The sequence below is a fragment of the Pseudomonas sp. MWU12-3088 genome (assembly GCF_023242405.1).
GTDB classification, from domain to species: domain Bacteria; phylum Pseudomonadota; class Gammaproteobacteria; order Pseudomonadales; family Pseudomonadaceae; genus Aquipseudomonas; species Aquipseudomonas kribbensis.
Window position 1 is genome coordinate 95,804 of sequence record NZ_JALJEA010000008.1, and the last position, 25,282, is coordinate 121,085.

The 25,282-nt window shown below is 61.4% G+C and carries 24 protein-coding genes; 16 read left to right on the top strand and 8 right to left on the bottom strand.

Translation table 11 applies throughout. The features are described 5' to 3' along the window. Positions 1–24: 24 nt before the first annotated feature. Genes M5B98_RS19230 through M5B98_RS19240 form a run of 3 tightly spaced genes read left to right on the top strand, consistent with a single transcriptional unit; the run spans position 25 to position 1,704 of the window. Positions 25–387, top strand: a complete 363-nt coding sequence (locus tag M5B98_RS19230) for a CidA/LrgA family protein (protein WP_248743653.1) — start codon at positions 25–27, stop codon at positions 385–387. Continuing rightward, complete coding sequence (locus M5B98_RS19235) at positions 387–1,103, top strand: LrgB family protein (RefSeq protein WP_096820777.1); 717 nt, start codon at positions 387–389, stop codon at positions 1,101–1,103. The genes M5B98_RS19230 and M5B98_RS19235 overlap by 1 nt, the downstream gene beginning before the upstream one ends. A gap of 10 nt (positions 1,104–1,113) precedes the next feature. Then, entirely contained in the window at positions 1,114–1,704 is a 591-nt protein-coding gene (locus M5B98_RS19240; RefSeq protein WP_119428899.1) for an LON peptidase substrate-binding domain-containing protein, read from the top strand. A 6-nt stretch (positions 1,705–1,710) separates the two neighbouring features. Here the strand turns inward: M5B98_RS19240 and M5B98_RS19245 are convergent, their stop codons facing one another. The 4 genes from M5B98_RS19245 to M5B98_RS19260 all read right to left on the bottom strand — a co-directional run bounded on the left by M5B98_RS19245 (position 1,711) and on the right by M5B98_RS19260 (position 9,044). Continuing rightward, complete coding sequence (locus tag M5B98_RS19245; protein WP_248743654.1) at positions 1,711–3,240, bottom strand: hypothetical protein; 1,530 nt, start codon at positions 3,238–3,240, stop codon at positions 1,711–1,713. Positions 3,241–3,397: 157 nt separating this feature from the next. Next, positions 3,398–6,829, bottom strand: a complete 3,432-nt coding sequence (locus tag M5B98_RS19250) for a TcdA/TcdB pore-forming domain-containing protein (RefSeq protein ID WP_248743655.1) — start codon at positions 6,827–6,829, stop codon at positions 3,398–3,400. A 148-nt stretch (positions 6,830–6,977) separates the two neighbouring features. Next, positions 6,978–8,294, bottom strand: a complete 1,317-nt coding sequence (locus M5B98_RS19255) for a bifunctional DedA family/phosphatase PAP2 family protein (RefSeq protein ID WP_248743656.1) — start codon at positions 8,292–8,294, stop codon at positions 6,978–6,980. Positions 8,295–8,348: 54 nt separating this feature from the next. Then, the gene (locus tag M5B98_RS19260) at positions 8,349–9,044 is read right to left on the bottom strand and encodes a DNA-3-methyladenine glycosylase (protein WP_248743657.1); all 696 of its coding nucleotides are present in this window, start codon (positions 9,042–9,044) and stop codon (positions 8,349–8,351) included. Between the two features lie 177 nt (positions 9,045–9,221). Here M5B98_RS19260 and M5B98_RS19265 point away from each other — a divergent pair, with 177 nt between their 5' ends. The 13 genes from M5B98_RS19265 (at position 9,222) to M5B98_RS19325 (ending at position 21,806) form a co-directional block, all read left to right on the top strand. Continuing rightward, the gene (locus M5B98_RS19265; protein WP_248743658.1) at positions 9,222–10,493 is read left to right on the top strand and encodes a glutamate-5-semialdehyde dehydrogenase; all 1,272 of its coding nucleotides are present in this window, start codon (positions 9,222–9,224) and stop codon (positions 10,491–10,493) included. Further along, positions 10,462–11,184 (top strand): nicotinate-nucleotide adenylyltransferase, encoded by a 723-nt coding sequence (gene nadD / locus M5B98_RS19270; RefSeq protein WP_248743659.1) that lies wholly within the window; start codon positions 10,462–10,464, stop codon positions 11,182–11,184. The genes M5B98_RS19265 and nadD overlap by 32 nt, the downstream gene beginning before the upstream one ends. A 70-nt stretch (positions 11,185–11,254) precedes the next feature. Further along, positions 11,255–11,749, top strand: a complete 495-nt coding sequence (gene rsfS / locus M5B98_RS19275; protein ID WP_085712284.1) for a ribosome silencing factor — start codon at positions 11,255–11,257, stop codon at positions 11,747–11,749. Between the two features lie 10 nt (positions 11,750–11,759). Next, entirely contained in the window at positions 11,760–12,227 is a 468-nt protein-coding gene (gene rlmH / locus M5B98_RS19280) for a 23S rRNA (pseudouridine(1915)-N(3))-methyltransferase RlmH (protein ID WP_011063671.1), read from the top strand. Between the two features lie 10 nt (positions 12,228–12,237). Next, positions 12,238–14,133 (top strand): penicillin-binding protein 2, encoded by a 1,896-nt coding sequence (gene mrdA, locus M5B98_RS19285; protein ID WP_248743660.1) that lies wholly within the window; start codon positions 12,238–12,240, stop codon positions 14,131–14,133. Between the two features lie 31 nt (positions 14,134–14,164). Further along, positions 14,165–15,268 carry a rod shape-determining protein RodA gene (rodA, locus tag M5B98_RS19290; RefSeq protein ID WP_085712360.1) on the top strand — a complete coding sequence of 368 codons (1,104 nt, stop codon included), beginning with the start codon at positions 14,165–14,167 and terminating at the stop codon, positions 15,266–15,268. Between the two features lie 17 nt (positions 15,269–15,285). After that, positions 15,286–16,296 carry a lytic murein transglycosylase B gene (gene mltB / locus M5B98_RS19295; protein WP_248743661.1) on the top strand — a complete coding sequence of 337 codons (1,011 nt, stop codon included), beginning with the start codon at positions 15,286–15,288 and terminating at the stop codon, positions 16,294–16,296. After that, positions 16,296–17,306 carry a septal ring lytic transglycosylase RlpA family protein gene (locus M5B98_RS19300; RefSeq protein ID WP_248743662.1) on the top strand — a complete coding sequence of 337 codons (1,011 nt, stop codon included), beginning with the start codon at positions 16,296–16,298 and terminating at the stop codon, positions 17,304–17,306. The genes mltB and M5B98_RS19300 overlap by 1 nt, the downstream gene beginning before the upstream one ends. A gap of 189 nt (positions 17,307–17,495) precedes the next feature. Then, on the top strand, positions 17,496–18,653 hold the full coding sequence (locus M5B98_RS19305; RefSeq protein WP_065259591.1) for a D-alanyl-D-alanine carboxypeptidase family protein: 1,158 nt from the start codon (positions 17,496–17,498) through the stop codon (positions 18,651–18,653). An 84-nt stretch (positions 18,654–18,737) separates the two neighbouring features. After that, entirely contained in the window at positions 18,738–19,013 is a 276-nt protein-coding gene (locus M5B98_RS19310; protein ID WP_007958664.1) for a DUF493 domain-containing protein, read from the top strand. Next, positions 19,013–19,660 carry a lipoyl(octanoyl) transferase LipB gene (gene lipB, locus M5B98_RS19315; RefSeq protein ID WP_085712280.1) on the top strand — a complete coding sequence of 216 codons (648 nt, stop codon included), beginning with the start codon at positions 19,013–19,015 and terminating at the stop codon, positions 19,658–19,660. The genes M5B98_RS19310 and lipB overlap by 1 nt, the downstream gene beginning before the upstream one ends. A 25-nt stretch (positions 19,661–19,685) precedes the next feature. Further along, positions 19,686–20,684, top strand: coding sequence for a lipoyl synthase (gene lipA / locus M5B98_RS19320; RefSeq protein WP_162803535.1), 999 nt, complete (start codon positions 19,686–19,688; stop codon positions 20,682–20,684). A 174-nt stretch (positions 20,685–20,858) separates the two neighbouring features. Beyond that, positions 20,859–21,806, top strand: a complete 948-nt coding sequence (locus tag M5B98_RS19325) for a S66 peptidase family protein (protein WP_248743663.1) — start codon at positions 20,859–20,861, stop codon at positions 21,804–21,806. A 42-nt stretch (positions 21,807–21,848) separates the two neighbouring features. On the opposite strand, the gene M5B98_RS19330 is transcribed toward M5B98_RS19325, so the two are convergent. The 4 genes from M5B98_RS19330 to lptE form a co-directional block, all read right to left on the bottom strand. Beyond that, the gene (locus M5B98_RS19330) at positions 21,849–23,171 is read right to left on the bottom strand and encodes a lytic murein transglycosylase (RefSeq protein ID WP_248743664.1); all 1,323 of its coding nucleotides are present in this window, start codon (positions 23,169–23,171) and stop codon (positions 21,849–21,851) included. A 61-nt stretch (positions 23,172–23,232) separates the two neighbouring features. Next, the gene (arfA, locus tag M5B98_RS19335) at positions 23,233–23,397 is read right to left on the bottom strand and encodes an alternative ribosome rescue factor ArfA (protein ID WP_007958672.1); all 165 of its coding nucleotides are present in this window, start codon (positions 23,395–23,397) and stop codon (positions 23,233–23,235) included. 142 nt (positions 23,398–23,539) lie between these two features. Further along, on the bottom strand, positions 23,540–24,577 hold the full coding sequence (gene holA, locus M5B98_RS19340) for a DNA polymerase III subunit delta (protein ID WP_085712276.1): 1,038 nt from the start codon (positions 24,575–24,577) through the stop codon (positions 23,540–23,542). A gap of 39 nt (positions 24,578–24,616) precedes the next feature. Then, entirely contained in the window at positions 24,617–25,222 is a 606-nt protein-coding gene (lptE, locus tag M5B98_RS19345; RefSeq protein ID WP_248743665.1) for an LPS assembly lipoprotein LptE, read from the bottom strand. Positions 25,223–25,282: the final 60 nt, after the last annotated feature.

Genomic DNA, 25,282 nt, shown 5'->3' on the forward strand with positions numbered 1-25,282 from the left:
CGGGATGTCGGACGGAGATGACGGATGTTGCTACGCGGCCTGACCATGCTGGTGCTGTTTCAATTGCTCGGCACGGCCCTGAATCATTTGCTGTTGCCGGTGCTGCCGGGGCCGATCATCGGCCTTTTGCTGTTGCTGGTATTCCTGATCGTACGTGGTGAAGTCGGCGAGCCGCTGAACCTCGCTGCCGGCAGTCTGTTGCGCTATTTGCCGTTGTTGCTGGTGCCGCCGGCGGTGGGTGTGATGGTTTACGCCACGGCGATTGCCGCCGATTTCTGGGCCATCGTCGGGGCGCTGGTGGTGTCGCTGATCCTGTCCATGGCCTTCGCCGGCGTGCTGATGCAACGCTTGGTCAAGCGTCACACGCCGCATTCGGAGGAGTCCTGATGCTGTTCGACTGGCAAGGTGCCTGGGCTTCGGTGATTCACCATCCGTTGTTCGGCATAGGCATTACCCTGGGCGCCTATCAACTGGTGCTGGCGGCGTTCGAGAAAACCCGCTGGATCTTCCTGCAACCGGTGCTGGTCTCGATGTTGCTGGTGATCGGCGTGCTGGTCGGCTGCGGCCTGACTTACGTCGAGTACCGCAAGAGCACCGAGATCCTCAGCATTCTGCTGGGCCCGGCGACCGTCGCGCTGGCGGTGCCGCTGTATCTGAACCTGCGGCGCATCCGCCAATTGTTCTGGCCGATTTTTACTACGCTGGTGATAGGCGGGGTGGTCGCCACGGGCATGGGCGTGGCGCTGGGCTGGTGGTTCGGAGCCGATCACATGATCCTGATGACCATGGCACCGAAGTCGGTGACATCACCGATTGCCATGCTGGTGGCCGAGCAGATCGGTGGCGTCGCGGCGCTGGCGGCCGTGTTCGTGTTGATCACCGGGGTGATCGGCGCAATCTTCGGCCCGGCGTTGTTGACCCGCCTCGGTGTGCACAGTCCCGAGGCGCGCGGGATGGCGCTGGGCATGACGGCGCATGCGGTCGGTACGTCGGTGGCGTTGCAGGAAAGTGACGAGTGCGGCGCCTTCGCGGCACTGGCGATGAGTCTGATGGGCGTGGCCACGGCGGTGTTCCTGCCGTTGGCGGTGTCGATGGTGGTGTAAGGAAATGTCTATGAGTCTGCCGCTTTTTCCGCTGAACACGGTGCTGTTTCCCGGCTGCAATCTGGATTTGCAGATCTTCGAGGCGCGCTACCTGGACATGATCGGCCGCTGCATGAAACAGGGCGGCGGCTTTGGCGTGGTGTGCATCCTCGAAGGCCATGAAGTCGGCGCTGCCCCCGAAGGGTTCGCCATGGTCGGTTGCGAAGCGCGGATCACTGATTTCCAGCAGCAGGACAACGGGTTGCTGGGCATTCGGGTGCAGGGCGGGCGCCGGTTCATCGTGCAGCGCACTGAAGTGCAACGTGATCAGTTGATCGTGGCCGAGGTCGAGTGGCTGGACGAAGAACCCGAGCAACCCTTGCAGGATGAAGACGCCGACCTGGTGGCCTTGCTCAAGGCCCTCGCCGAACATCCGATGGTCGAGGCGCTGAACATGGGCATCGAGGCGGCAGGGCAGCAGTCGCTGGCCAATCAACTGGCGTACCTGTTGCCGTTCGCCGAGGAAGACAAGATCGACCTGCTGCAACTCGACGATCCACAGCAGCGACTGGATGCGATCCAGGCGCTGCTCGACGAGTTGCAGGGCGAGCTGTTCGCCTAGAGCGGCTTACTCTGGCCAGACGATATCGTTGGCGAACCACTCCCTGTCTTTGTCCAGCGTCAGGATCGGCTTGCCTGCCTTTTCTGCCTTGTCGATCAGGGCGTCATATTCGTGCTGATTGAAGGCGCCGCTGTGGGTGCGTTCTTCGATGGAGCTGTCGAGGTAACTGTCCCGGGCCAGTTCGCCAAGGTCATCGACCCTCGCCGCGCGCGTGCGCGTTGAGTCGAACAGCCAGATTCGCTGGGACTCGATGCCGCGTCGAGAGGTCGATATCAGTGCTTCGAGTTCGTCGTCGGGAAACCAGGTACCTTTCTGGGTGGCCGCGCCATTGAGGAAGTAGTTTTCCTCACGCAGCACGACTTCCATGTTCCGAGTGTCGATGGCGTAGGTGAATATGAACTGCTGATTGTGCCGGATGGTGTCGTAATTGCGCTCGTCATCCAGTTCCACATCGGAAACCTCGGTCCATTCGTTGTCGGACTCACCTGATTCGACGTCCTCCTCGCCGGGCTTTCTGCCGGGGTATTTGTTTTTCTGATTGTTGTAGCGCAGGTATTCCGGATCGGGGGATTCCATACCGCGGCCCGCGTAATTCCTGACCAGCTCGAAGCTGACGGTGGCACTGATCGGTTTCTCCGTCGTCGCGCCTCTGGGGTGCTTCAAGCGTGGCAACATCCGGCCGTCGTTGTAGAACTCGAAAGGCGTGCGCTCATCCGCGCGGAACAGGGCGGGAATGTCCGTGCGGTACAGGCTGTCATTGCTGTTGCGCAGGTAACCCAGTTTCTTCAGGAACCCATCGAGAAAACCACGGCTGACACTTTCCTCGAAATCACCAAGTCCATCGTCATCCAGCTTGCCGGTTCGCATGGGCAACAACAGGGGTTCTATTTCCTGATGGAGTGCGTCGAAGCGAGTCGGGTCGTTGATATCCAGCGAACGTAACCGGTGACTGTCCGCCCAGGCAGGAAGCGCCTGGGGATGGGCGATCAGATCGTTGCGCAACTGCACATGCTGGCGGGGCGACAGGTTGTAGGAACGCAGCTGCATGACCCGTTCACCGTGGGTCATCTGCGGATAAAGTCGCTGAAAGTGGTTGCCCAGCAACTCAGCGGTGGCGGCTTTCAATTGCGCCGGCAGCGGTTCGGGCGAAGGTTGTTTGTTCGGCATCGCCGTCTCGCCGTCAGTGTCCGCCGAATGGGGGCGTTTCAGTGGGTTGGCGGTGCTCCACGTTGTCTCCCCGGCGTTCCTGTAGAGGGCCGGACCGGGTGCGCGTTTCTTGTACAAATCCATTGCCCGATAAGTGTTCAGTCCCGTATCGAACTCCACATACACGGTACCGCCGCCTTTCACGTCGACGAACTTGCGACCGACGATATAGCGCAGGCCTTCTTCGTTGGGCGGCTGCATGTTGCGCAGCATTGCCGGGTTTAACAGGTAGCTGTGCAATCCGCTCGCCGCAGTGCGGGGCAAGTCCGGCAAATCAGAGATGCCGACCCCGGGCCGTTCGGGCAGCGCCGGACCCGGCGATGTGTGCATCGGGTTGGTATTTCGCAGAACGTTCGACCCTGACGATGAGTGTGGTGGTTGCAGGTCGGGTGCCGGTGTCCTCCAGCGAGGTGGCTGAGCACTCGGGTTGTCGGGGGTGTTGAGCCGTGGCGCAGTAGGCGATGAGGGTGGTTTGGGTCGCATGTTGTCATTCCTTGACGATGAGCAGTTGCTCGATCGGTATCGAGCGCGACGGAGTGCTTTCCGAGCTCCAGGTGCGGGTGTCGGTGTTGTAGAAGATCCTGCCGGGAGCCCCGTCGCGCAGACGAATATGGCGAACCTGCACGTGGCGGGTCTCGAGTTCGTCACGTTGTTGATGTTCAGCGATGTCCTGGATGATTGCCTGAACCGATGAATAGGCGCGGGCATCCACGGCGTAGAGACCGATCACCTCGAACAGGGCGTTGATCCTGTAACGGTTCCCCGATGTGACCACCACCTCGACGGTTTCCAGTGGCAACGCCGGGTCGTTGCTTTCCGGCAGATGAATCCGGATGCTGCCGATCTTCAGCAGGTTGTCCTTTATGGCAAGGTCGCGCGAGGTGATCTGTTCCTGCAGATGCTGTGTGTGAATGTGCCAGGTGGAGGAGCCTGAAATATGGGTGTCCGCTTCGGCAGTGGACAGTCGGATGGAGAGGTGGCTGGCGGGAAGCAGCTCGTAAGTCGATGATCGTCCTTCCAGCCAGTAGGTCGCATGGTGCTCGGCATCCTGAAAGTCGACCCGTTGCGGCGTTGCCTTCAAGGTGCGTTTTTCGATGAAAGGCCGGACGAAAATGTATTTGCCGGCCCGTTCACGCAATGACGCTGGGCTCTGGACCAGGGTATAGCCATTGCGCTTTGCATCCTCGAGATACGAGTTGCGAGGAGCGTCAAGTTGATAGGAAACGCCGTCACGCATGATCAGCGTCAAGGGATGAATCATTTGCCAGCCGGAGGCCATGATCCCGGCGCCCATGTCGCTTTTTTTGCCTGGATGCTCTCTGACCACGCCGTGCAATGAAAGCAGACCGCCACCCTCTTTGAACGTAAGGGTGAAGTGAACATTCGAGTAGTGGAGAAAGGTGAACGCACCGGACTCTGTTCCTGTAACGGAATAGATGGCCCGGACTTCGTTGATTTCCGTGCTGTCGCGGTCAATATAAAGGGTGCTGCGGGCGGGCGTGCCGTCCTGTCTGGCCGTCAGGATCGTGTGATAGATATCGCGGGAAATGAAGTAGTCAGAGTGGGCCTTCTCCGACAGTTTATAAGGACGATCATTGACTGGCACTGGCGAAGCCTTGGCGAGGCCGGCTGTCAGAATGCTGACACTTACCGACAGATCGTTCAGGTGCGTGATTTCGGCAGGCCATTGCGGTTGCAGGTGGTAACCGTCCTGGGTGATGAACGTCCATTTGTCATTATGCAACGAGCGCTTGTCGTCGATGGTCCGGTACACCGCTTCGAGAGTCAGTTCCCGTCGTGGCGAGCGCACGTCGTCGTCGCGCAGTGATTCGATGACCAGTGCGTCATTGCGGATGTACCAGCGCTGGATGGCTTCGAGCGGTACGCCCAGATAGACCTTGCTGGGCTCCTGGCCATCTTCGCTGATGGAAACATGGTGGCTCATCGGGTCGAGCTGATAGGTATCGCTGCCAGGGCCGCCATTGACCGTGACATGCAGGCCGCGCACGGAAATCTGGTCGTCCCCGGCCCCGGCATCGACGCGGTCCTTGCCATTGGCGGCGATGATGTCCGCCTGATCGGAGCCGGTCACGCGATTGGCCGCGCCGGCGAGCGTTTCGACCTTTTCGATGGATCTGAGTGTCGAGTGCAGCACCGGCTCGAGTTTCGGGTCCACGGGTCGCAACGACAACTTGCCGTTTTTCAGGTCGATGTCATAGCCGAGGTGACGCGGCGGGTCGGGGAGGTGATCCAGATGCCTGTGCGTGCCTTGGAGCCATAGCAGATCGATACCGTCTCCTCCCGACAGTTCGCTTGCCTTGATCGGATCGTATGAAAGAGCTTCGGACGCCGACTGAAAAATAAAGGAGTCACCCTTGTCGCCGCCATGTAGCACTTTTCTGCCGGTGCCATAGCTGAAAAAGTTGGCTTTATTCTGCACACCCTGCACAGCGTCCTGGCCGCCGCCGAGGTTCCAGAACACGCCCTTGGTCGAATCGCTTCTGGCTTTGGAAAGAATGGAGTCCGATGTCGGCAGGCCATCCCTCGCATCGTAGACGTCATTGGTATCAACGATGACCGGCAGGTTTTCGGTCTTGTACGGCGACTCGCCCTTGTTCCACTCGTAGTAATAGAGGCGAGTGGGCTGCAGCCGGACCTCGAACCGGCCATTGACGATTACGTCGACGCTTTCTTTGAATTCATTGTCGAGCCAGGCGAGGCTGCGGGTCTTCAAGGCTTTGGCATAGTCGGCGGTGGTCTTGGCAATCAGGTAGCGATCCATCAGCGCCTTGTCGTGATCCTGACCGGTGAATGCGAACCAACCGGCACGCCAGCGCTCGTTCACGGTCAGTTCGATGTAGTCGTCAATGTCGTCGACCGCCCGGACGGCGCCATAGATTTTCGCCCCGACAATCATGATTGCGGCGGCGGCAATACCCACCGGACCCGCCGCCTGGAATCCTGCCAGTGCTGCGCAGCCAAGGGCCAGGGACAACGCGCCACTGAATACGCTCAATCCGCCGGTGACGTACAGATCCTGAGCTTCCTTACCCTGAGCTTTGGCCGCATCGTTGAAGGACTTGATGGCGGTATAGATATCGAAGGGCAACGTCAGCACGCTGGCGATCAGCCCGGCTCCGCGACACAGCCACTTGCCCATGGAGGTCTTGCCGAATTGTTCGAAGGCCATGGAGCCCTGGCGGATCATATGTTCGCCGGACTTGCTCAGGGCGTATTCGACCCCCAGTGAAGTGATTTCCGAGAGTCCTCCGCCAACGTTGATCAGCGCTTCAGCCGTGTCACCTTTCTTCAGCGCGTCGATGGCGCCTATGTAAGCGCTGTAGAGTCCGTATGCCTGCATCCCGACGCCCATGCTGGTCATGGTCCGGCTTTTGGTTTTATCGACCCAGTCCGGCAAATGCACGGGCATCGGATTTCGACGAATGTCCAGGCGTTGGGTGGCGTTCAGCAGGTGGTTGATCTTGTTCATGGCCTCAGCGAATTCGCCCGTGGATTTCTCTCGCATGAGCGGTGGGGCGTCGGGGGAGCGCTGAGTGACGATTTCGTACAGCAGGGGCGGGATCTGAGCGTTTTCCGGTGAGGGGACGGATCTCATGCGCTGTTCGATCTGGGCCGTATCGAATTCCAGTGCATCGATGAACGCTTGGTCAGGCTCGGAAAAGTAGGTGTTGGCCGCCGAGAGGGGGCCCCCGTCGATTCGGCCGCCCAAGGCCTGGAGCGTCTGGCGGCTGACGCTGAATTCTCCGATGCGCAGAGGGCCGAACAGGGTGTCGAGATCTGCAAGCCCGGGTTTTTGGCCCGAGGGCTGAAGGGGCGGTTCCGGGTGGATGTTCAGGTCGGATATTTTGATCGGAGCTGACGGTCGGTCAGTCCGGGAAAGATCATTCGGTTGATTCATCAAAGTCATTGCTCTTTTCACAAGTCCGTTTGTGGTGCTGCAGCCGGAATGTGGCATGGGGCACGGACTTGTTCATGAGCATTTGCTTTGCCAAATGTTTGATGACGCTCATCGGCGCCGGATGCACCGATGAGCGTTGAGCGCGGGCTCAGTAGGCATATCGCAACAAGGTGTGTGGCAGATGCCGCAGTACAAAGAAACCGAACAAGGCGACCAGCGCCGGCAGCACCAGCCACCAGACTTTCTGCGGCATTGCTTCAAGGGGGGACTGGCGCTGAATCAGCCACAGGCTCGCTGCGCAGACACAGGCGGCGAGCATGGCGCCGGCCAGGACATCCGTCGGCCAGTGCGCCCCCAGATACACCCGCGACAGCGCGATCGCCAGCGCCGGAATGCAGCCGATCAACAGCCAGGTCAGGCGCAGTCTTGGCGGTTGCCCGCGTCCGGCCAGCACGGCGAGGGTCAGGAACAGCGCGAACGAACCGGACGCATGGCCGCTGGGCATGCTGTAACTGGTGATCGGGTCGGTCAGCACCTCCGGGCGCACTCGGGCGAAAAACAGTTTTGTGCCGGTGTTGGCCAGCGCGGTGACGAGCAGGGTACTGCCGGCGAAGATCGCCTGGCGCCACTGGCGGCACAGCAGCAACAGGCCGGTCAGCAAAATGCTGAACACCAACATGTTGCGGAATTCGCCGATCAGGGTGAAGACCACTGCAACCTCGTCGAGCAACGCGCTGCGGTGTTCCTGCACGAGGGTCATGACGCCCTGATCGAGCGCGGTCAGGTAGGGGTAACCGATGAACAGCGCGATCAGAATCAACAGGCTCATGCTGCTGATCCAGATCGTCGCCCGGCGATGACGGCGCAGGCTGCTGTTGGCGCTCAGGCCGACCATCACCGCAATGCTGGCGGCGACGATCCCGGCCTGCAGCCAGAAACCTTCCGGCAATGGCAGACGAATCGCGGCCCCGGTGGCCCAGCCTGGCAGCAGGTAGGCGATGCTCCAGCCTGCTGCGGCCAGCAGACTCACTGCAACGAAGCGCGGGAAGGGCATGTCGCACATCCCGGCGACCATCGGCAGCATCGGCCTCAGCGGACCAATGAAACGCCCGACCAGCAGACTGGCAATACCGTAGCGCTGGAAATAGGTCTCCGCGCCGGCCATCCATTCCGGGTGATGGCGCAGTCCGGGTAGGCGCCGGATGTTCTGGTGGAAGTGCCGACCAAGGAAATACGACACCAAGTCGCCGAGGATCCCGCCGAGAAAGCCCAGCAACAGGGTCTCGCTCAACGACAGCGCGCCGCTGCCGGCAAGTGCCGCCACGGCGAACAGCAACACCGTGCCGGGAACAATGATCCCGGCAATCGCCAGGCATTCGACAAAGGCCACGACGAACACCGCAGCAGCCAGCCATTGCGGATTGGCGGCCAGCCACCCGGTCACGCTATCGAGCCATGGGCCCATACAACACACTCCATTTCATTGATGTCCCTGTTCGGCGTAGCGCAGAGGGGAAGTTCACAGCAGAAAATAATCGCGTCCTTCGACCTGACCCCGGCGCAGCGGGTTCCGGGTGCACCACTGGGCGTAGGCCGCATCGACAAATCGATACATCAAGTGCTCGTCGCGCCCATGGGGGATGCCCAGGCGGGTGGTCTGGATGATGTGGCCCGGCGCGGGGGCGGTGTCTTCCACCAGCAGGATTTCGTGGTCAAATCGCTTGGCGTCCCACACCGGCACCTTCAGCCCCAGTGCTTTGCACAGCAGCGTTTGCCCGGCGCAGAGCTTTTGCGACGGTCGCGGGCGACCCTGTGCATCGGGATTGTTCAGCAGCATCTGCGCCAGACTGGCCGGGCCGCTGATCTCGTCGACCCACGGATAGGCCGATTTGATCAGCACCGCATTGCCAGGCCCTTGGGCGCTGAAGTTCAACGAATCGCCGCCACGGGCGTAGTACATATAGATGTGGCCGCCATCCAGAAACAAAGCCTTACGCTTTTCCGTGTAGCCGAGGGAGGCATGGCTGCCTTTTTCTTCGCAGTAATACGCTTCGGTTTCGATGATCCGGGCGCTGAGCCACAGGTCGCCGACCCGGTGACGGATGACTTTGCCCAGCAGATCGCGAGCCAGGACCTGGGCGTCACGGTCGAAAAAAGCGTCCGGAAGGCCCAGCGGCAGGCGCTCGGCGCGGGCGCGAACGGTCAGGTTGGACATGGCAAACGGTGTTTATCCAGGCGAAAGAGGTCGTGATGATAACAATCCGAGCCTTAATTACGGCTGAACATCGGCAAATCGCCGTCCATTTCGACCATCCGCCCGTCACCGCTGTTAGTCCCGGGACGCGACAGCTATAATCTGCCGCTTTCCTCTTTGCCAAGACCCCAGCAGACCATGACTGAGTCCGTTCTTGACTACATGACCCGATTGGGTCGCGCCGCCCGCGAAGCTTCCCGGGTCATCGGCCGTGCCAGCACCGCGCAGAAAAACCGCGCCCTGCTGGCTGCCGCCAATGCTCTGGACGCCGCCCGCGCCGAGCTTGCGGCAGCCAATGAACAAGATCTGGCCGCCGGCCGCGCCAACGGTCTGGAGCCTGCACTGCTGGAGCGCCTGGAACTGACCCCGGCCCGCATCGACGGGATGATCGTCGGTCTGCGGCAGGTGGCGGCCCTGCCGGACCCGGTCGGCGCGATCCGCGACATGAGCTTCCGTCCGTCGGGCATTCAGGTTGGCAAGATGCGCGTGCCGCTGGGCGTGATCGGGATCATCTACGAATCCCGTCCGAACGTGACCATCGACGCCGCGAGCCTGTGCCTGAAGTCCGGTAACGCGACCATCCTGCGTGGCGGTTCCGAGGCAATTCATTCCAACCGCGCGATTGCCGCCTGCATCCAGCGTGGCCTGGCCGAAGCCGAACTGCCGGCCGCCGTGGTGCAAGTGGTGGAAACTACCGACCGCGCCGCGGTTGGCGCCCTGATCGCCATGCCCGAGTACGTCGATGTGATCGTGCCGCGCGGTGGCCGTGGCCTGATCGAGCGCATCAGCCGTGACGCCCGGGTGCCGGTGATCAAGCACCTGGACGGCATCTGCCACGTCTATGTCAGCGAACACGCCGACCTGCCGAAGGCCCAGCGCATCGCCTTCAATGCCAAGACCTATCGTTATGGCATCTGCGGCGCGATGGAGACACTGCTGGTCGATCAAAGTGTTGCGAAGGATTTCCTGCCGTCGATGGCCAGACAGTTCCGCGAAAAAGGCGTCGAGCTGCGTGGTTGCGAGCGCACCCGGGCGATCATCGAGGTGGTCGCGGCGACTGAAGAAGACTGGAGCACCGAGTATCTGGCGCCGATCCTGTCGATCCGCGTGGTCGACGGCCTGGACCAGGCTATCGAGCACATCAACCATTTCGGTTCGCACCACACCGATTCGATCGTCAGCGAAAACCTCGCCGACACCCGGCAGTTCGTGGCTGAAGTCGACTCGGCATCGGTGATGATCAACACCCCGACCTGCTTCGCCGATGGATTCGAATACGGATTGGGTGCCGAGATCGGCATTTCTACTGATAAGCTGCACGCCCGTGGCCCGGTGGGCCTCGAAGGACTGACCTGCGAGAAATACGTCGTGGTCGGTGATGGCCAGTTGCGCGGCCAGGCGACGGTCTGACTTGTCCGACCTCGACTCGAAAGCGCCGAAATCCGGCAGGAAGTCTCGCCCCCGACGCATTGGCGTTCTGGGCGGAACCTTCGATCCGGTACATGTCGGCCATTTGCGCGGCGCGCTGGAAGTCGCCGATGCGCTGGCGCTCGATGAGCTGCGCATGATGCCCAGCGCCCGGCCGCCCCATCGCGATACCCCGCAGGTGTCGGCGCAGGATCGGCTGGCAATGGTTGAATGTGCGGTGGCCGGTGTGCCGCCGCTGGTGGTGGACGCCCGCGAATTGCAGCGGGACAAACCGTCCTGGACCATCGATACCCTGGAGTCGCTGCGAGCTGAACTGGCCGCCGAGACCCAGGTTTTTCTGCTTTTGGGCTGGGACGCATTTTGCGGCCTGCCCACTTGGCATCGCTGGGAAGAGTTGCTCCAGCATTGCCACATCCTGGTGCTACAGCGCCCGGACGCCGACAGCGAACCGCCGGATGCCTTGCGCAACCTGCTGGCAGCGCGTTCGGTGAGCGACCCGCTGGCCCTGAAAGGGCCGAGCGGACAGATTGCATTCGTCTGGCAGACACCGCTCGCGGTCTCTGCCACCCAGATCCGTCAACTGCTGGCCAGCGGTAAGTCGGTACGTTTCCTGGTGCCCGACGCGGTCCTGGCCTACATCGATGCGCACGGTCTGTACCGTGCGTCGAACTGAACAAGGCGTGCTCGAGTAACACGATCATCGTGGAACGAGCCGCCGAATACATGAGCAAAACGAGTTTTATATGACTGACAAAGACCAAACCAAAGTAAAGCGCAAAGGCACGTTCAAGAGCGCTCCGCTGCCGGAAGTCGCCAACACCAACGAGCCGCTGAAAGGCGACGAACTGGTCAAGGTGGCCGTGGCCGCCCTGGAAGACGTCAAGGCCCAGGACATCCAGATCATCGATGTGCGCGATAAGCAGAGCATCACTGACTACATGATCATCGCCACCGGTACTTCCAACCGTCAGATCAACGCGATGCTGGACAAGGTTCGCGAAGAAGTGAAAAAGCAGGGCGCCAAGCCGCTGGGCGAAGAAGGCAAGGGCGACAGCGACTGGGTGCTGCTGGACCTGGACCTGGTGATCGTGCACATGATGACCGCCTCGGCCCGTCAGTTCTACGACCTGGAGCGCCTGTGGGCCGGTGCCGAGCAAAGCCGTGCGGCAGACGCCAAGCACCACAGCCCGGAAAATACCCACGAGCACTTCACCAAGCTCAACAAAGACCAGCTGTAAGGGAAGCGCTGTGCGACTGCGACTGATCGCCGTCGGTTCACGCATGCCCAAGTGGGTGGAAGAGGGCTGGCATGAATATGCCAAGCGTCTTCCGTCCGAACTGGCGCTGGAACTGGTGGAAATTCCGCTCAATACCCGTGGCAAGAATGCCGACGTGGCCCGCTTCATCCGTCAGGAAGGCGAAGCCATGCTGGCCAAGGTCGGGCACAACGAGCGGATCGTCACCCTCGAAGTGCACGGCAAGCCCTGGAGCACCGAGCAGCTGGCGGTCGAACTCGACCGTTGGCGGCTGGACTCGCGCACGGTCAACTTCATGGTCGGCGGCCCGGAAGGGCTGGCGCCGGAAGTCTGTGCCCGCGCCGACCAGCGCTGGTCGTTGTCGCCGTTGACGCTGCCGCACCCGTTGGTGCGCATCCTCATCGGCGAGCAGTTGTATCGTGCCTGGACCGTGTTGTCCGGCCACCCTTACCACAAGTAATCCTGCCCTCATGTCCCAGCCGATCCGCATCAAGGACCACGAAAAAGACGCCCGCCTGGTGCGTAGCCGCGTCGTGTTCGGGGCCATTGCGGTGGTGCTGCTGATCTGTGTGCTGATTGCCCGGCTGTATTTCCTGCAGGTGATCCAGTACGAGTACCACTCGACCCTCTCGGAAAACAACCGCGTCCATGTCCAGCCGATCCCGCCGACTCGTGGCCTGATTTACGACCGCAACGGCGTGGTGGTGGCGGATAACCGTCCGAGCTTCAGCCTGAGCATGACCCGCGAGCGCTCCGGCGACTGGCAGCAGGTGCTCGACGTGATCGTCGAAGTGCTGGAGCTGACGCCGGAAGACCGGGTGATCTTCGAAAAGCGCATGCGTCAGGGGCGTCGGCCGTTCGAGCCGGTGCCGATTCTGTTCGAGCTGACCGAAGAGCAGATCGCCCGGATCGCGGTGAACCAGTTCCGCCTGCCGGGCGTGGAAGTGGTCGCGCAATTGGTGCGTCACTACCCGCAGGGCGCGCATTTTGCGCACTCGGTGGGGTACATGGGGCGGATCAACGAGAAAGAGCTGAAGACCCTCGATCCGGTCAACTACAGCGGCACCCACCACATCGGCAAGACCGGCATCGAGCGCTTCTACGAAGCCGAGTTGCACGGGCAGGTGGGTTACGAAGAGGTCGAGACCAACGCCCGGGGCCGGGTGCTGCGGGTACTCAAGCGTACCGATCCGGTACCGGGCAAGGACATCGTCCTGAGCCTCGACATCAAATTGCAGGAAGCCGCCGAAGCCGCACTGGGCGGGCGACGCGGTGCGGTGGTGGCGCTGAACCCGAGTACTGGTGAGGTGCTGGCGATGGTCAGTCAGCCGAGTTTCGACCCGAATCTGTTCGTCACCGGTATCAGCTTCAAGGCTTACGCCGAGCTGCGCGATTCCATCGACCGGCCGCTGTTCAACCGCGTGTTGCGAGGTCTGTACCCGCCGGGCTCGACGATCAAGCCGGCGGTGGCGATTGCCGGTCTGGACGCCGGTGTGGTGACGGCGTCGAGCCGGGTGTTCGACCCGGGTTACTACATGCTGCCCAACTATGACCACAAATATCGCAACTGGAACCGCACCGGGGACGGCTTCGTCGACCTCGACACGGCGATCATGCGGTCCAACGACACCTACTTCTATGACCTGGCGCACAAGCTCGGCATCGACCGGTTGTCGGCCTACATGAACAAGTTCGGCATCGGCCAGAAGGTCTCGCTGGACATGTTCGAAGAATCCCCCGGCCTGATGCCATCCCGCGAATGGAAACGTGCGACCCGCAAGCAGGCGTGGTTCCCGGGCGAGACCCTGATTCTCGGGATCGGCCAGGGCTACATGCAGTCGACCCCGCTGCAGCTGGCCCAGGCCACCGCGCTGGTGGCCAACAAAGGGGTGTGGAACCGTCCGCACCTGGCCAAGACCATCGAGGGCGAGAAACCCAAGGATGAGAACCCGATGCCGGACATCGTCCTGCGTGATCCGTCGGACTGGACCAAGGTCAACCACGGCATGCAGCAGGTGATGCACGGTGCCCGGGGTACGGCGCGCAAGGCATCGATCGGCGCGCAATACCGGATCGCCGGCAAGTCGGGTACGGCCCAGGTGGTCGCGATCAAGCAAGGCGAGAAATACGACCGCTCCAAGGTGCAGGAACGCCACCGCGACCACGCCCTGTTCGTCGGTTTTGCACCGGCCGACAACCCGAAAATCGTGGTGTCGGTGATGGTCGAGAACGGTGAGTCCGGTTCTGGCGTCGCTGCGCCCGTGGTGCGTCAGGTGATGGACGCCTGGCTGCTGGATCAGGACGGACGCTTGAAGGCCGAATACGCCAGCCCAATCAGTGCGGAGGCTACGGCCCGTGAAGAATAATTTCGATCGCATGCTCTCCAGCGAGGATGTGATGCGTCGCCGCGCGACGCTGTTGCAACGCCTGCATATCGACGGACCCTTGCTGGTCCTGCTGCTGATCCTCGCCGCCGGCAGCCTGTTCGTGCTGTATTCGGCCAGCGGCAAGAGCTGGGACCTGCTGGCCAAACAGGCCACGTCTTTCGGCATCGGTCTGGTGTCGATGATCGTCATCGCCCAGTTCGAGCCGAGGTTCATGGCCCGCTGGGTGCCGCTCGGTTACGTGGTCGGGGTGGTGCTGCTGATGGTGGTGGACATCATGGGCCACAACGCCATGGGCGCGACCCGCTGGATCAATATTCCCGGGGTGATCCGCTTCCAGCCGTCGGAATTCATGAAGATCCTGATGCCGGCGACCATCGCCTGGTACCTGTCCAAGCGCACGTTGCCGCCGCAGCTCAAGCATGTCGGGATCAGCCTGATGTTGATCGGCGTGCCGTTCATTCTGATCGTGCGTCAGCCGGATCTGGGCACGTCGCTGCTGATTCTGGCCGGCGGCGCGTTCGTGCTGTTCATGGGCGGATTGCGCTGGCGCTGGATCCTCAGCGTGCTGGCCGCCGCCGTACCCGTGGCGATCGCCATGTGGTTCTTCATCATGCACGACTACCAGAAGCAACGGATCCTGACCTTCCTCGACCCGGAAAGCGATCCGCTGGGCACGGGCTGGAACATCATTCAGTCGAAGGCCGCCATCGGTTCCGGCGGTGTGTTCGGCAAGGGCTGGCTGTTGGGCACCCAGTCGCACTTGGACTTCCTGCCGGAAAGCCACACCGACTTCATTATTGCGGTGCTGGGCGAAGAGTTCGGGCTGGTGGGCATTTGCGCGTTGTTGCTGATTTATCTGCTGCTGATCGGTCGCGGCCTGGTGATTACCGCCCAGGCGCAGACGCTGTTCGGCAAATTGCTCGCCGGCGCCTTGACCATGACGTTTTTTGTTTATGTTTTCGTCAACATCGGTATGGTCAGTGGCCTGTTGCCGGTGGTGGGGGTGCCGTTGCCGTTCATTAGCTACGGCGGAACTTCGCTGGTGACGCTGCTGTCAGCGTTTGGGGTTTTGATGTCGATCCATACGCATCGCAAGTGGATCGCACAGGTTTGAATAAGGTGAAGAGTTCAATGCAAGTAATGCGTGACTGGGCGACACGATACGCACCGTGGCTCGGCCTGGTAGGCATCCTTGGCAGCGCGCAGGAAGTGCTGGCCGGCGATTACGAAGGCTCGCCCCAGGTGGCCGAATTCGTCGGTGAAATGACCCGCGACTACGGTTTCGCCGGCGAGCAACTGATGGCGGTGTTCCGCGAGGCCCAGCGCAAGCAGGCGATTCTCGACGCGATTTCCAAACCCGCCGAACGGGTCAAGCAGTGGAAAGAATACCGGCCGATGTTCATCACCGATGCGCGCATCGCCCGTGGTGTGGACTTCTGGCGCCAGCACGAGGCGGTACTGGCCCGCGCCGAGCAGGAATACGGCGTTCCGGCACAGGTGATCGTGTCGATCATCGGCGTCGAGACCTTTTTCGGACGTAATACCGGTAATTACCGGGTGATCGATGCCTTGTCCACGCTGGGTTTCGACTATCCTCCCCGTGCCGAATTTTTCCGCAAGGAACTGCGTGAGTTCCTGCTGCTGGCTCGCGAAGAACAGGTCGACCCACTGACCCTCAAGGGTTCCTACGCCGGGGCGATGGGCCTGCCGCAGTTCATGCCGAGCAGTTTTCGCGCCTATGCGGTGGATTTCGACGGCGATGGCCACATCAATATCTGGAACAACCCGGATGATGCGATCGGCAGTGTCGCCAGCTACTTCAAGCGTCACGGCTGGGTGGCCGGCGAACCGGTGGTCAGTCGTGCGGATGTGCGCGGCGAGCAGGTGGATGAAGGCCTGACCACGGGCATCGAACCGACGAAAACCGTCGGGGAGTTGCGAGCGCTGGGCTGGTCAAGTCATGATGCGCTGCGCGATGATATGCCGGTTACTGCATTTCGCCTGGAAGGCGACAATGGCCCGGAATACTGGATGGGCCTGAAGAATTTCTACGCGATCACGCGTTATAACCGCAGCGTGATGTACGCCATGGCTGTACATCAACTGTCTGAAGAGCTGGTAAAAGCACGGGGCGTCAAGTAATGCAGGCATTGCCTATCAACAAACCCCTGAAGCTGGTGGCATTCGCTGCGTTGGCGGTGCTGGTCGCCAGTTGCTCGACCAGCCGGGCGCCGACCCAGAAATACGCCTCGAACACCGTTCGTACCCAGCCGGGTCTGGACATCAACCGGGCCCACAAAGACGGCGCGCCATGGTGGGACGTCGATGTGTCGCGTATTCCGGATGCCACGCCGACCCTGCACACCGGCCCGTACAAGGCCAACCCGTACACCGTACTGGGCAAGACCTACTTTCCATTGCAGGAATCCAAGACCTACGTGGCCTCGGGCACCGCATCCTGGTACGGCACCAAGTTCCACGGTCAGAACACCGCCAATGGCGAGGTCTATGACCTGTACGGCATGAGTGCCGCCCACAAGACCTTACCGCTGCCAAGTTACGTTCGGGTGACCAACCTGGACAACAACAAGAGCGTGATCCTGCGGGTCAACGACCGTGGGCCGTTCTATTCGGACCGGATCATCGACCTGTCTTACGCCGCAGCCAAAAAGCTCGGTTATGCCGAAATCGGCACCGCGCGGGTCAAGGTCGAGGGTATCGACCCGCAACAATGGTGGGCCGCGAAAGGCCGTCCGGCGCCTCTGATGCTCAACGAGCCGCAAGTCGCGCAGAATACTGCGCCGGTGATCACGGCCTCGGCCGGTACCATCGAGCAGTGGACTCCACCGCCGCAACAGCATGCCTCCGACACTGTACCTGTACAGATCGGCGCAAAAAAAAACGCTTCTGCACCAGCGTCTGGCCAGTATCTGCAGGTGGGCGCGTTCGCCAACCCGGACGCTGCAGAACTCCTGAGGTCGAAGCTCAGCGGGATGGTGAGCGCTCCGGTGTTCATCAGCTCGATCGTGCGCAATCAGCAGACCCTGCACCGGGTACGCCTGGGACCGATCGGTTCGCCGGGTGAAATTGCCCAGGTGCAGAACAGCGTGCGCCTGGCCAACCTTGGTTCGCCAAGTGTGGTCACCGAGTAAGTAATACGTAGCACTTGATTGACGGTTCGCCAGCGATTGGGGGGTGAATCAGGTTGTTGGCTCGTCGAAGAACAAAAGCCCGGCAAAGGGTGACTGGAGTGAGCAACTGAACACGCGATGACTCGTTAGAAAGTCATCTGATTAATTTTGCCTGCAAGGGCAGTTTCCATTAGCGATTTCGAGAGACGGATGAACATCACCACCTTTGCCAAACGCCTGTGTCTGCTAGTCCCGCTGCTCCTCTCGCCTGCCGCCTTCGCGGCCGAGATGATGCCGTCGCCACCACAACTGGCCGCCAAGGCCTACGTGCTCATGGACGCCAGCAGCGGCAACGTGCTGGTGGAGAACAACGGTGACCAGCGTCTGCCACCGGCCAGCCTGACCAAACTGATGACCGCGTACATTGCCACGCTGGAAATCCGTCGTGGCCAAATCGGTGAAAACGATCCGGTGACCGTCAGCGAAAACGCCTGGCGTACCGGCGGTTCGCGGATGTTCATCAAGGTCGGCTCGCAAGTGACCGTCAGCGACCTGCTGCACGGCATCATCATCCAGTCCGGCAACGACGCCAGCGTCGCGGTGGCCGAGCACATCGCCGGCAGCGAAGATGCCTTCGCCGACCTGATGAACAAGACTGTCGCCGATCTGGGCATGACCAATACCCACTTCATGAACCCGACCGGTCTGCCGAACCCAGAGCACTACTCGTCGGCTCACGACATGGCGATCCTGGCGCGCGCGATCATCCACGAAGACCCGGCTCACTACGCGATCTACTCGCAGAAAGAGTTCTTCTGGAACGGCATCAAGCAACCGAACCGCAACCTGCTGCTGTGGCGCGACAAGACCGTCGACGGTCTGAAAACCGGTCACACCGACGAAGCCGGCTACTGCATGGTGTCCTCGGCCGTACGTGACGGCATGCGCCTGATTGCCGTGGTGTTCGGCACCAACAGCGAAGTGGCTCGTGCTGCCGAAACCCAGAAACTGCTGACCTACGGTTTCCGTTTCTTCGAAACCCAGACCTTCTATCAGAAGGGCACCGAACTGGCTCAGGCCCCGGTGTGGAAAGGCACCACCAGCCAAGTCAAGGCCGGCCTGGCTGAAGACCTGACCATGACCTTGCCGAAAGGCCAGCTGAAGAAGCTCGCTGCCAGCATGACCATGAACCCGCAACTGACCGCGCCAATCGCCAAGGGCGACGTGATCGGTAAAGTCGAAGTGAAACTGGACGACAAGGTGGTGCACAGCGCCGACTTGATCGCCCTGGACGCTGTCGAGGAGGGTGGTATCTTCCGCCGCATGTGGGATAGCATCCGTCTATTCTTCTACGGCTTGTTCAACTGATACGAGTTGACCCGCATGGCCCCGTTCCCTTCCGGAGCGGGGCCTTGTTCGTTACCGGGCTTACGCTTACGAGGCCGTTACGCCATGACCGATACCGAAGTAAAGGCGCCAAAGATCGAATTTCCGCAGGTTGATTATCCGGTTAAGGTGATCAGCGATACGGGCGTCGGCAACAAAGACAAGATCATCGACATCGTCAAGAAACACGCAAAGATCAATGATGAGCGTGTCGACGAGCGTCAAAGCAGCAACGGCAAGTACACCACCATCCAGTTGCACATCGTCGCGACCGACCAGGATCAGCTGTACAACATCAACAGCGAACTGCGGGCGACCGGCTTCGTACACATGGTGTTGTGATGCCGGGCACGCTGGGCTTTCGCGAACTTGGCCAGATGGCTTACGAGCCGGTCTGGCATGCCATGCAACGCTTTACCAACGAACGCGGCAGTGATGCCGCCGACGAAATCTGGCTCGTCGAACACCCGCCGGTGTTCACTCAGGGTCAGGCCGGCAAGGCCGAACATCTGTTGCTGCCGGGAGATATCCCGGTGGTTCAGGTCGACCGCGGCGGGCAGGTGACTTACCATGGCCCCGGCCAATTGGTGGCGTACCTGTTGCTGGATGTGCGCAAACTGGGTTTTGGCGTACGCGACCTGGTCACACGCATGGAGCGGTGCCTGATCGAACTGCTGGCCAGCTACGGCGTCACCGCTGTGGCCAAGCCAGATGCTCCCGGCGTCTATGTCGACGGAGCGAAAATCGCTTCTCTGGGTTTGCGGATTCGCCACGGTTGTTCCTTTCATGGCCTGGCCCTGAACGTGGATATGAACCTGGAACCGTTTCGACGGATTAATCCCTGCGGCTATGCCGGGCTGGCGATGACCCAGCTGAGCGATCACGCAGGATCGATTGAATTTGCCGAGGTAAGTGCCCGGCTGCGCGCGCAGCTCGTCAAACACCTCGACTATGCTGAGCAGACGACCCTGACGGGCGGAATCGACTGATATGACTACTGATGCAGTGCAAACCATGATCCCGACGCTCGACGTGACCGAGCGCCCGGCCCCGCGTCCCAAGGTTGAAGCCGGCGTCAAGCTGCGCGGCGCCGAGAAGGTTGCACGCATTCCGGTAAAGATCATTCCGACCACCGAACTGCCGAAGAAACCCGACTGGATCCGCGTGCGCATCCCGGTTTCGCCGGAAGTCGAGCGCATCAAGAGCCTGCTGCGCAAGCACAAGCTGCACAGCGTCTGCGAAGAAGCGTCCTGCCCTAACCTGGGCGAGTGCTTCTCCGGCGGCACTGCCACCTTCATGATCATGGGCGACATCTGCACCCGTCGCTGTCCGTTCTGCGACGTCGGCCACGGTCGTCCGAAACCACTGGACGTCAACGAGCCGGAAAGCCTGGCCATCGCCATCGCCGACCTGAAACTCAAGTATGTGGTGATCACCTCGGTTGACCGCGACGACCTGCGTGACGGCGGTGCCCAGCACTTTGCCGACTGCATCCGCGAAATCCGCAAACTGTCTCCGAACGTGCAGCTCGAGACCCTGGTCCCGGACTACCGTGGCCGCATGGACATCGCCCTGGAAATCACCGCCGCCGAGCCGCCGGATGTGTTCAACCACAACCTGGAAACCGTACCGCGCCTGTACAAGGCTGCGCGTCCGGGTTCGGACTACCAGTGGTCGCTGACCCTGCTGCAACGCTTCAAGCAGATGATGCCGCACATTCCGACCAAGTCCGGCCTGATGCTGGGTCTGGGCGAGACCGACGACGAAGTCATCGAAGTCATGAAGCGTATGCGCGAACACGACATCGACATGCTGACCCTGGGCCAGTACCTGCAACCGTCCCGCAGCCACTTGCCGGTGCAGCGTTTCGTGCACCCGGACACCTTCGCCTGGTTCGCCGAGGAAGGTTACAAGATGGGCTTCAAGAACGTCGCGTCCGGCCCGCTGGTGCGTTCGTCGTACCACGCCGACGAGCAGGCGAAACTGGTCAAGGCCGAGCTGCTCGGTTCCTGATTCAGCGCTGAATGAGAAAATGCCCGCCGGGGTTTACCGCCCGGCGGGCATTTTTTTGTCCGGCCTACACTCGTTACTGACTTTTCCTGCAATCTGCGGCGCAGCCGGACCTCTTCTGTTTGTCGCCGTTCCTGACTACTGTGTGTGCATGACTTCACACAGGGAGATCCATGGATGACCGTTCGACCGACCCACACCCTTTTTCCGCACAAGCCTGTGCCGGCGCTGCCGTCGGAAGGGCTGATAGGCGTCATTGCGCCCGCCGGTCCCGGTGCGCTGGATACCGAAAAGGCTGTTCAATGGATGCGCGCCCGGGGTTACGGTTTGCGGGTGTTTCCTGGTGTCTATGAGAAGGATGGCTATCTGGCCGGCAGCGACGAGGTGCGGCTCAATGATCTGCACGCGGCGTTCACTGATCCCGAGGTTGACGCAATCATCTGTCTGCGTGGCGGTTACGGTACGCCGCGCCTGCTGGATCAAATCGACTACGATCTGCTGGCGCGCCATGCCAAGCCGTTCGTCGGCTACAGCGACATCACCGCGTTGCACCTGGCCATCAGTCGCTACGCCGGGTTCGTGACCTTTCACGGGCCACTGTTGAACGCCGACCTGCTGGGGGACAAGGAGCCGCCGACGGTGACGTCGTTCTTCGCCATGCTGCGCGGTCAATTGAAGGCCGGCAGTGTGCTGAGTCATCCAGTGGCTTATCCACTGACCACGGTTGAGCCCGGCATCGCTCACGGGCGTTTGCTGGGCGGCAATCTGGCGATGATCGCCTCGACGCTGGGCACGCCTTACGAAATCGATGTCGAAGGGGTGATCCTGCTCATCGAGGACGTCAATGAGCCGCTGTATCGGATCGACCGCTTGCTGACCCAGATGCGTCTGGCCGGCAAGCTGGCCCGATTGCGTGGCGTGTTGGTCGGGGATATCGCGGGGGTGGATGTCGATGCGCTGAATCGCCTGCTCAAGCAGACCTTCGAGCCGTTGCGGATTCCGGTGTTGTCGGGCTGGCGCAGCGGGCACTGTGATCCGAACCTGACGCTGCCGTTGGGCGCGCTGGTTCGACTGGATGCAGGGAAGAAGGAGTTGATGCTGGAGCAGGATGTGGTGATTCGCTGACCGAGCCGCAAAAAAAACGCCGCCTCTTCAGGCGGCGTTTTTTTATTGGTTACGCAGGCTTTCGAGCAGCTTGTGCGTCGGGTAGCCATCCGCCGGCCAGCCGAATGACTGTTGTGCACTGCGGATCGCCTTGCGCGTATTGGCACCGATGATGCCGTCTGCGGTGCCCGCGTCGTAGTTGCGCGCGGTCAGCAGGTTCTGCAACTCGATGCGTTCGGTACGGCTCAGCGGCAGATCATCCTTCGGCCAGGTGCCGTTGATCAGGCCGGCACCGTTGAAGCGCTCGGACAACAGGCTTACCGCCAGGGCATAGGACGACGAGTTGTTGTACTTGAGGATCGCCCGGAAGTTGTCGAGGATCAGGAACGCCGGGCCACGATAGCCGGCCGGCAACAGCAGGGCGGCCGACAGTTGCTCGGAGCCGGCAGGGGCCTGGCCGCCGTTGGGCAGAATCACGCCCAGTTGCCGCCATTCGGCGACGCTCTTGCGAATCGCGCCATCTGCCAGGGTGTAGTTGAAACCGCTCGGCAGCTGCACTTCGAAGCCCCACGGTTGGCCACGTTGCCAGCCGGAGCTTTGCAGGTAGTGCGCAGTCGAGGCCAGAGCGTCAGCCGGGCTGCCCCAGATGTCTCGGCGCCCGTCACCGTCGAAATCCACCGCGTGGGTGTTATAAGTGGTCGGGATGAACTGGGTCTGGCCCATTGCACCGGCCCAGGAACCGAGCATTTTCTCCGGCGTGATGTCGCCCTGTTGCAGGATCTGCAGCGCCGCGATCAGTTGCGCGTGAGCAAAGGCCGGGCGGCGACCTTCATAGGCCAGGGTCGCCAGGGAGTTGATCACCGACTTGGTGCCCTGGAACTGGCCGAAATTGCTTTCCATCCCCCACACCGATACCAGCGCCTGGCGGTCGACGCCGTAACGTTGCTCGATGCGTTGCAGGATATCGGCGTACTGGTTGATCAGCGCCTGGCCTTTGCGCACCCGCAGCGGCGACAGGGCACCGTCCAGGTATTCCCACACCGGGCGGGCGAACTCCGGCTGGCTACGGTCGGCGCGGATCACGCTGGCATCGAAGCTCACGTTGGCAAAGGCGCGGTCAAACACGTCGGGGCGAATACCGGCGGCCAGGGCGTCCTTGCGGAAACCTGCCTGCCACTCGGCGAAAGTCTGGGTCGGTTGCAGGTCGAGGTCGTCACCGGACGGCACTACCGGCGGGATGACCGCAGGGGCCGTGGCAACGGGAGCAGCCTGAAGCGGTTGCGCGTCGGCGGCGGTGGGTTTCTCCGCGCAGGCGACAAGCAGTATGAAACTTGTGGCAGCGATCAGTTGGCGAACGGGCCAACGACGGGAAAGGCTGAGGGGCATGCACAGGTCCAGGGGATACGAATCAGGTGCAGACCTTAACATGAGGAAGGGGTGCTGCGCTTCAAGCGGCCAGAAAGTAAGAAGCCTCCCAGCTGTCAGACTGGAAGGCTTCGCGGCGGTAGCTGCCTTTGCCCTTGGTTGGTCGTTCCTGGCGGCTGCGGAACAGGGGTTGGGCGACGATGGATTTGGCCTTGTTGTGGCCATGTTTCGATGGCTTTTTGCTCATGAGGGTTCTCGCGAGTGAGTGGGTTTTGCGCGGCAAATGATCTGCCGATGTCGAGCGTCTGTCTATAGGACTGAAGGCGCGATGTTCTGTAGGAAATGGTCTGGGCAAAAAAAAACGGGATCGCAGTGTGCGATCCCGGGTTTCATTCGGCAGGTAACGTCAGACGCTGACCCGCCATTAACAGCGCCAAACGGCTCAGGCTCATCCACGGCGAACCGGCCGCCTGGCCCTTGATCTGCGCATCGATGCGCTGGGCTTCGAGCAACAACTGCGCCCAGCGCTGTGCCGAGTAGCGTTGCAGGGCCTTGCTCATCAGCGGTTTGCGTTTGTCCCAGACCGGCGGTTTCGCCTGACTGAAGCACTTGTCCAGCGGCGTTCCCTGACTGTACTGCAGCGAGATATTGGCCAACAGACGCAGTTCCCGAGCCAGAGCCCAGAGGATCACCGGCGGCTCGACACCTTCACCGCGCAGCCCTTCGAGCATGCGCAGCGCGTGAGCCGGTTCGCCGTTGAGGACCGCGTCGGTCAGGCCGAACACGTCAAAACGCGCACTGTCGGCCACGGCCGCCTGTACGGTTTCGACAGTGATCTGTCCGCCTTCGGCCATCAGCTTGAGCTTCTCGATCTCCTGCGCGGCGGCAAGCAAATTGCCTTCGACCCGCGCAGCAATCAGCTCCACCGCGTCCTGACTGGCCGAAAGACCGGCCTGGGACAGTCGCTGACGAATCCAGCTCGGCAACTGGTTTGCGTCCACCGGCCAGATCTGGATGAACTGGGTCTGCTGACCTTCGACCAGCGCCTTGCCCCACTTGGTCTTCTGCGCGCTGCCGTCCAGCTTGGGCAAGCTGATCAGCAACACCGTGTCTTCGGCGGGGCGTGAGCAGTATTCGATCAGTGCCGCAGCACCCTTGTCACCGGGCTTGCCGGAAGGCAGGCGCAGTTCCAGCAGGCGCTTTTCAGCGAACAGCGACATGCTGGCGCCGGCCAGCAGCAACGTACCCCAATCGAAATTGGCGTCGGCGGCGAACACCTGGCGTTCGTCGAAACCTTGCTGACGGGCAGCGGAACGAATGGCGTCGGCAGCTTCCTGGCACAGCAGCGGGTCATCGCCGCTGATGATGTAGACCGGCGCAAGGGCGCCTTGCAGGTGTTTGCCGAGTTGGGCGGGAGCGAGCTTCATAAGAGAGGGCGAACGGGGCGCCTGAGCGCCCCGGGCGTCTTACTGCTGCGGCAGTTCGAGCGGCGACTGACGCGGGGTTTCCGCTTCAGCCTTCTGCGCCGCTTCCAGGGCGTCGGCTTCTGCCTTGGCCCGGGCGTTGGCGGTCTGCTGCAGGGCATCCAGCTGGGCCGGCGTCAGTTGCTGCAGGCGCAGCATCATGCGCTGTACCAGTTCACGGCGTGTTTCGGCACGGGCATCGTTGGCTTCCTGGTCGGAACCCACCAGGTTGTTGCCGTCGTGGATGAACACTTTCTGCACTTCAAGCTTGTCGCTTTTGAGCAGCAGGTCTTTTTCGCCACGGATGTCGTAATTGAGCACGGTGGTCACCTGGTATTCGCCAGTACGACCGGCACCGGCGTAGCTGAGGATGCGCTGGTTTTCCTGCTCATCGGCCAGATAAAGCTTGTACGGTGCGCCGGAAACGATCCTGACGCCGCTGGCCTCCAGCACCTGGCGCAGTTGCGTCACGGTTTCGCCGTAGGCGTTGCGGGCGCTCAGATCGAGCTCCTTGATCGCCAGTTCGGTGGTGCCGGTGCCGCGCAGCTGGAAACCGCAGGCGCTCAACAGGACTGCGAGGCCCATCACCAGCAGATTGCGTTTGATCATTGTGTTGCTCCCCTTGAAACCATGTGGGCCGACCCTGCGGCCCGAAAGGTTTTACTGGAC

What these genes read in the sequence shown, in the direction of transcription:
- M5B98_RS19230 (WP_248743653.1), top strand. Translation starts at nt 25, where the DNA reads ATGTTGCTACGCGGCCTGACCATGCTGGTGCTGTTTCAATTGCTCGGC.
- M5B98_RS19235 (WP_096820777.1), top strand. Translation starts at nt 387, where the DNA reads ATGCTGTTCGACTGGCAAGGTGCCTGGGCTTCGGTGATTCACCATCCG.
- M5B98_RS19240 (WP_119428899.1), top strand. Translation starts at nt 1,114, where the DNA reads ATGAGTCTGCCGCTTTTTCCGCTGAACACGGTGCTGTTTCCCGGCTGC.
- M5B98_RS19245 (WP_248743654.1), bottom strand. Translation starts at nt 3,240, where the DNA reads ATGCACACATCGCCGGGTCCGGCGCTGCCCGAACGGCCCGGGGTCGGC.
- M5B98_RS19250 (WP_248743655.1), bottom strand. Translation starts at nt 6,829, where the DNA reads ATGAATCAACCGAATGATCTTTCCCGGACTGACCGACCGTCAGCTCCG.
- M5B98_RS19255 (WP_248743656.1), bottom strand. Translation starts at nt 8,294, where the DNA reads ATGGGCCCATGGCTCGATAGCGTGACCGGGTGGCTGGCCGCCAATCCG.
- M5B98_RS19260 (WP_248743657.1), bottom strand. Translation starts at nt 9,044, where the DNA reads ATGTCCAACCTGACCGTTCGCGCCCGCGCCGAGCGCCTGCCGCTGGGC.
- M5B98_RS19265 (WP_248743658.1), top strand. Translation starts at nt 9,222, where the DNA reads ATGACTGAGTCCGTTCTTGACTACATGACCCGATTGGGTCGCGCCGCC.
- nadD (WP_248743659.1), top strand. Translation starts at nt 10,462, where the DNA reads ATGGCCAGTTGCGCGGCCAGGCGACGGTCTGACTTGTCCGACCTCGAC.
- rsfS (WP_085712284.1), top strand. Translation starts at nt 11,255, where the DNA reads ATGACTGACAAAGACCAAACCAAAGTAAAGCGCAAAGGCACGTTCAAG.
- mrdA (WP_248743660.1), top strand. Translation starts at nt 12,238, where the DNA reads ATGTCCCAGCCGATCCGCATCAAGGACCACGAAAAAGACGCCCGCCTG.
- rodA (WP_085712360.1), top strand. Translation starts at nt 14,165, where the DNA reads ATGCGTCGCCGCGCGACGCTGTTGCAACGCCTGCATATCGACGGACCC.
- mltB (WP_248743661.1), top strand. Translation starts at nt 15,286, where the DNA reads ATGCAAGTAATGCGTGACTGGGCGACACGATACGCACCGTGGCTCGGC.
- M5B98_RS19300 (WP_248743662.1), top strand. Translation starts at nt 16,296, where the DNA reads ATGCAGGCATTGCCTATCAACAAACCCCTGAAGCTGGTGGCATTCGCT.
- M5B98_RS19305 (WP_065259591.1), top strand. Translation starts at nt 17,496, where the DNA reads ATGAACATCACCACCTTTGCCAAACGCCTGTGTCTGCTAGTCCCGCTG.
- M5B98_RS19310 (WP_007958664.1), top strand. Translation starts at nt 18,738, where the DNA reads ATGACCGATACCGAAGTAAAGGCGCCAAAGATCGAATTTCCGCAGGTT.
- lipB (WP_085712280.1), top strand. Translation starts at nt 19,013, where the DNA reads ATGCCGGGCACGCTGGGCTTTCGCGAACTTGGCCAGATGGCTTACGAG.
- lipA (WP_162803535.1), top strand. Translation starts at nt 19,686, where the DNA reads ATGATCCCGACGCTCGACGTGACCGAGCGCCCGGCCCCGCGTCCCAAG.
- M5B98_RS19325 (WP_248743663.1), top strand. Translation starts at nt 20,859, where the DNA reads ATGACCGTTCGACCGACCCACACCCTTTTTCCGCACAAGCCTGTGCCG.
- M5B98_RS19330 (WP_248743664.1), bottom strand. Translation starts at nt 23,171, where the DNA reads ATGCCCCTCAGCCTTTCCCGTCGTTGGCCCGTTCGCCAACTGATCGCT.
- arfA (WP_007958672.1), bottom strand. Translation starts at nt 23,397, where the DNA reads ATGAGCAAAAAGCCATCGAAACATGGCCACAACAAGGCCAAATCCATC.
- holA (WP_085712276.1), bottom strand. Translation starts at nt 24,577, where the DNA reads ATGAAGCTCGCTCCCGCCCAACTCGGCAAACACCTGCAAGGCGCCCTT.
- lptE (WP_248743665.1), bottom strand. Translation starts at nt 25,222, where the DNA reads ATGATCAAACGCAATCTGCTGGTGATGGGCCTCGCAGTCCTGTTGAGC.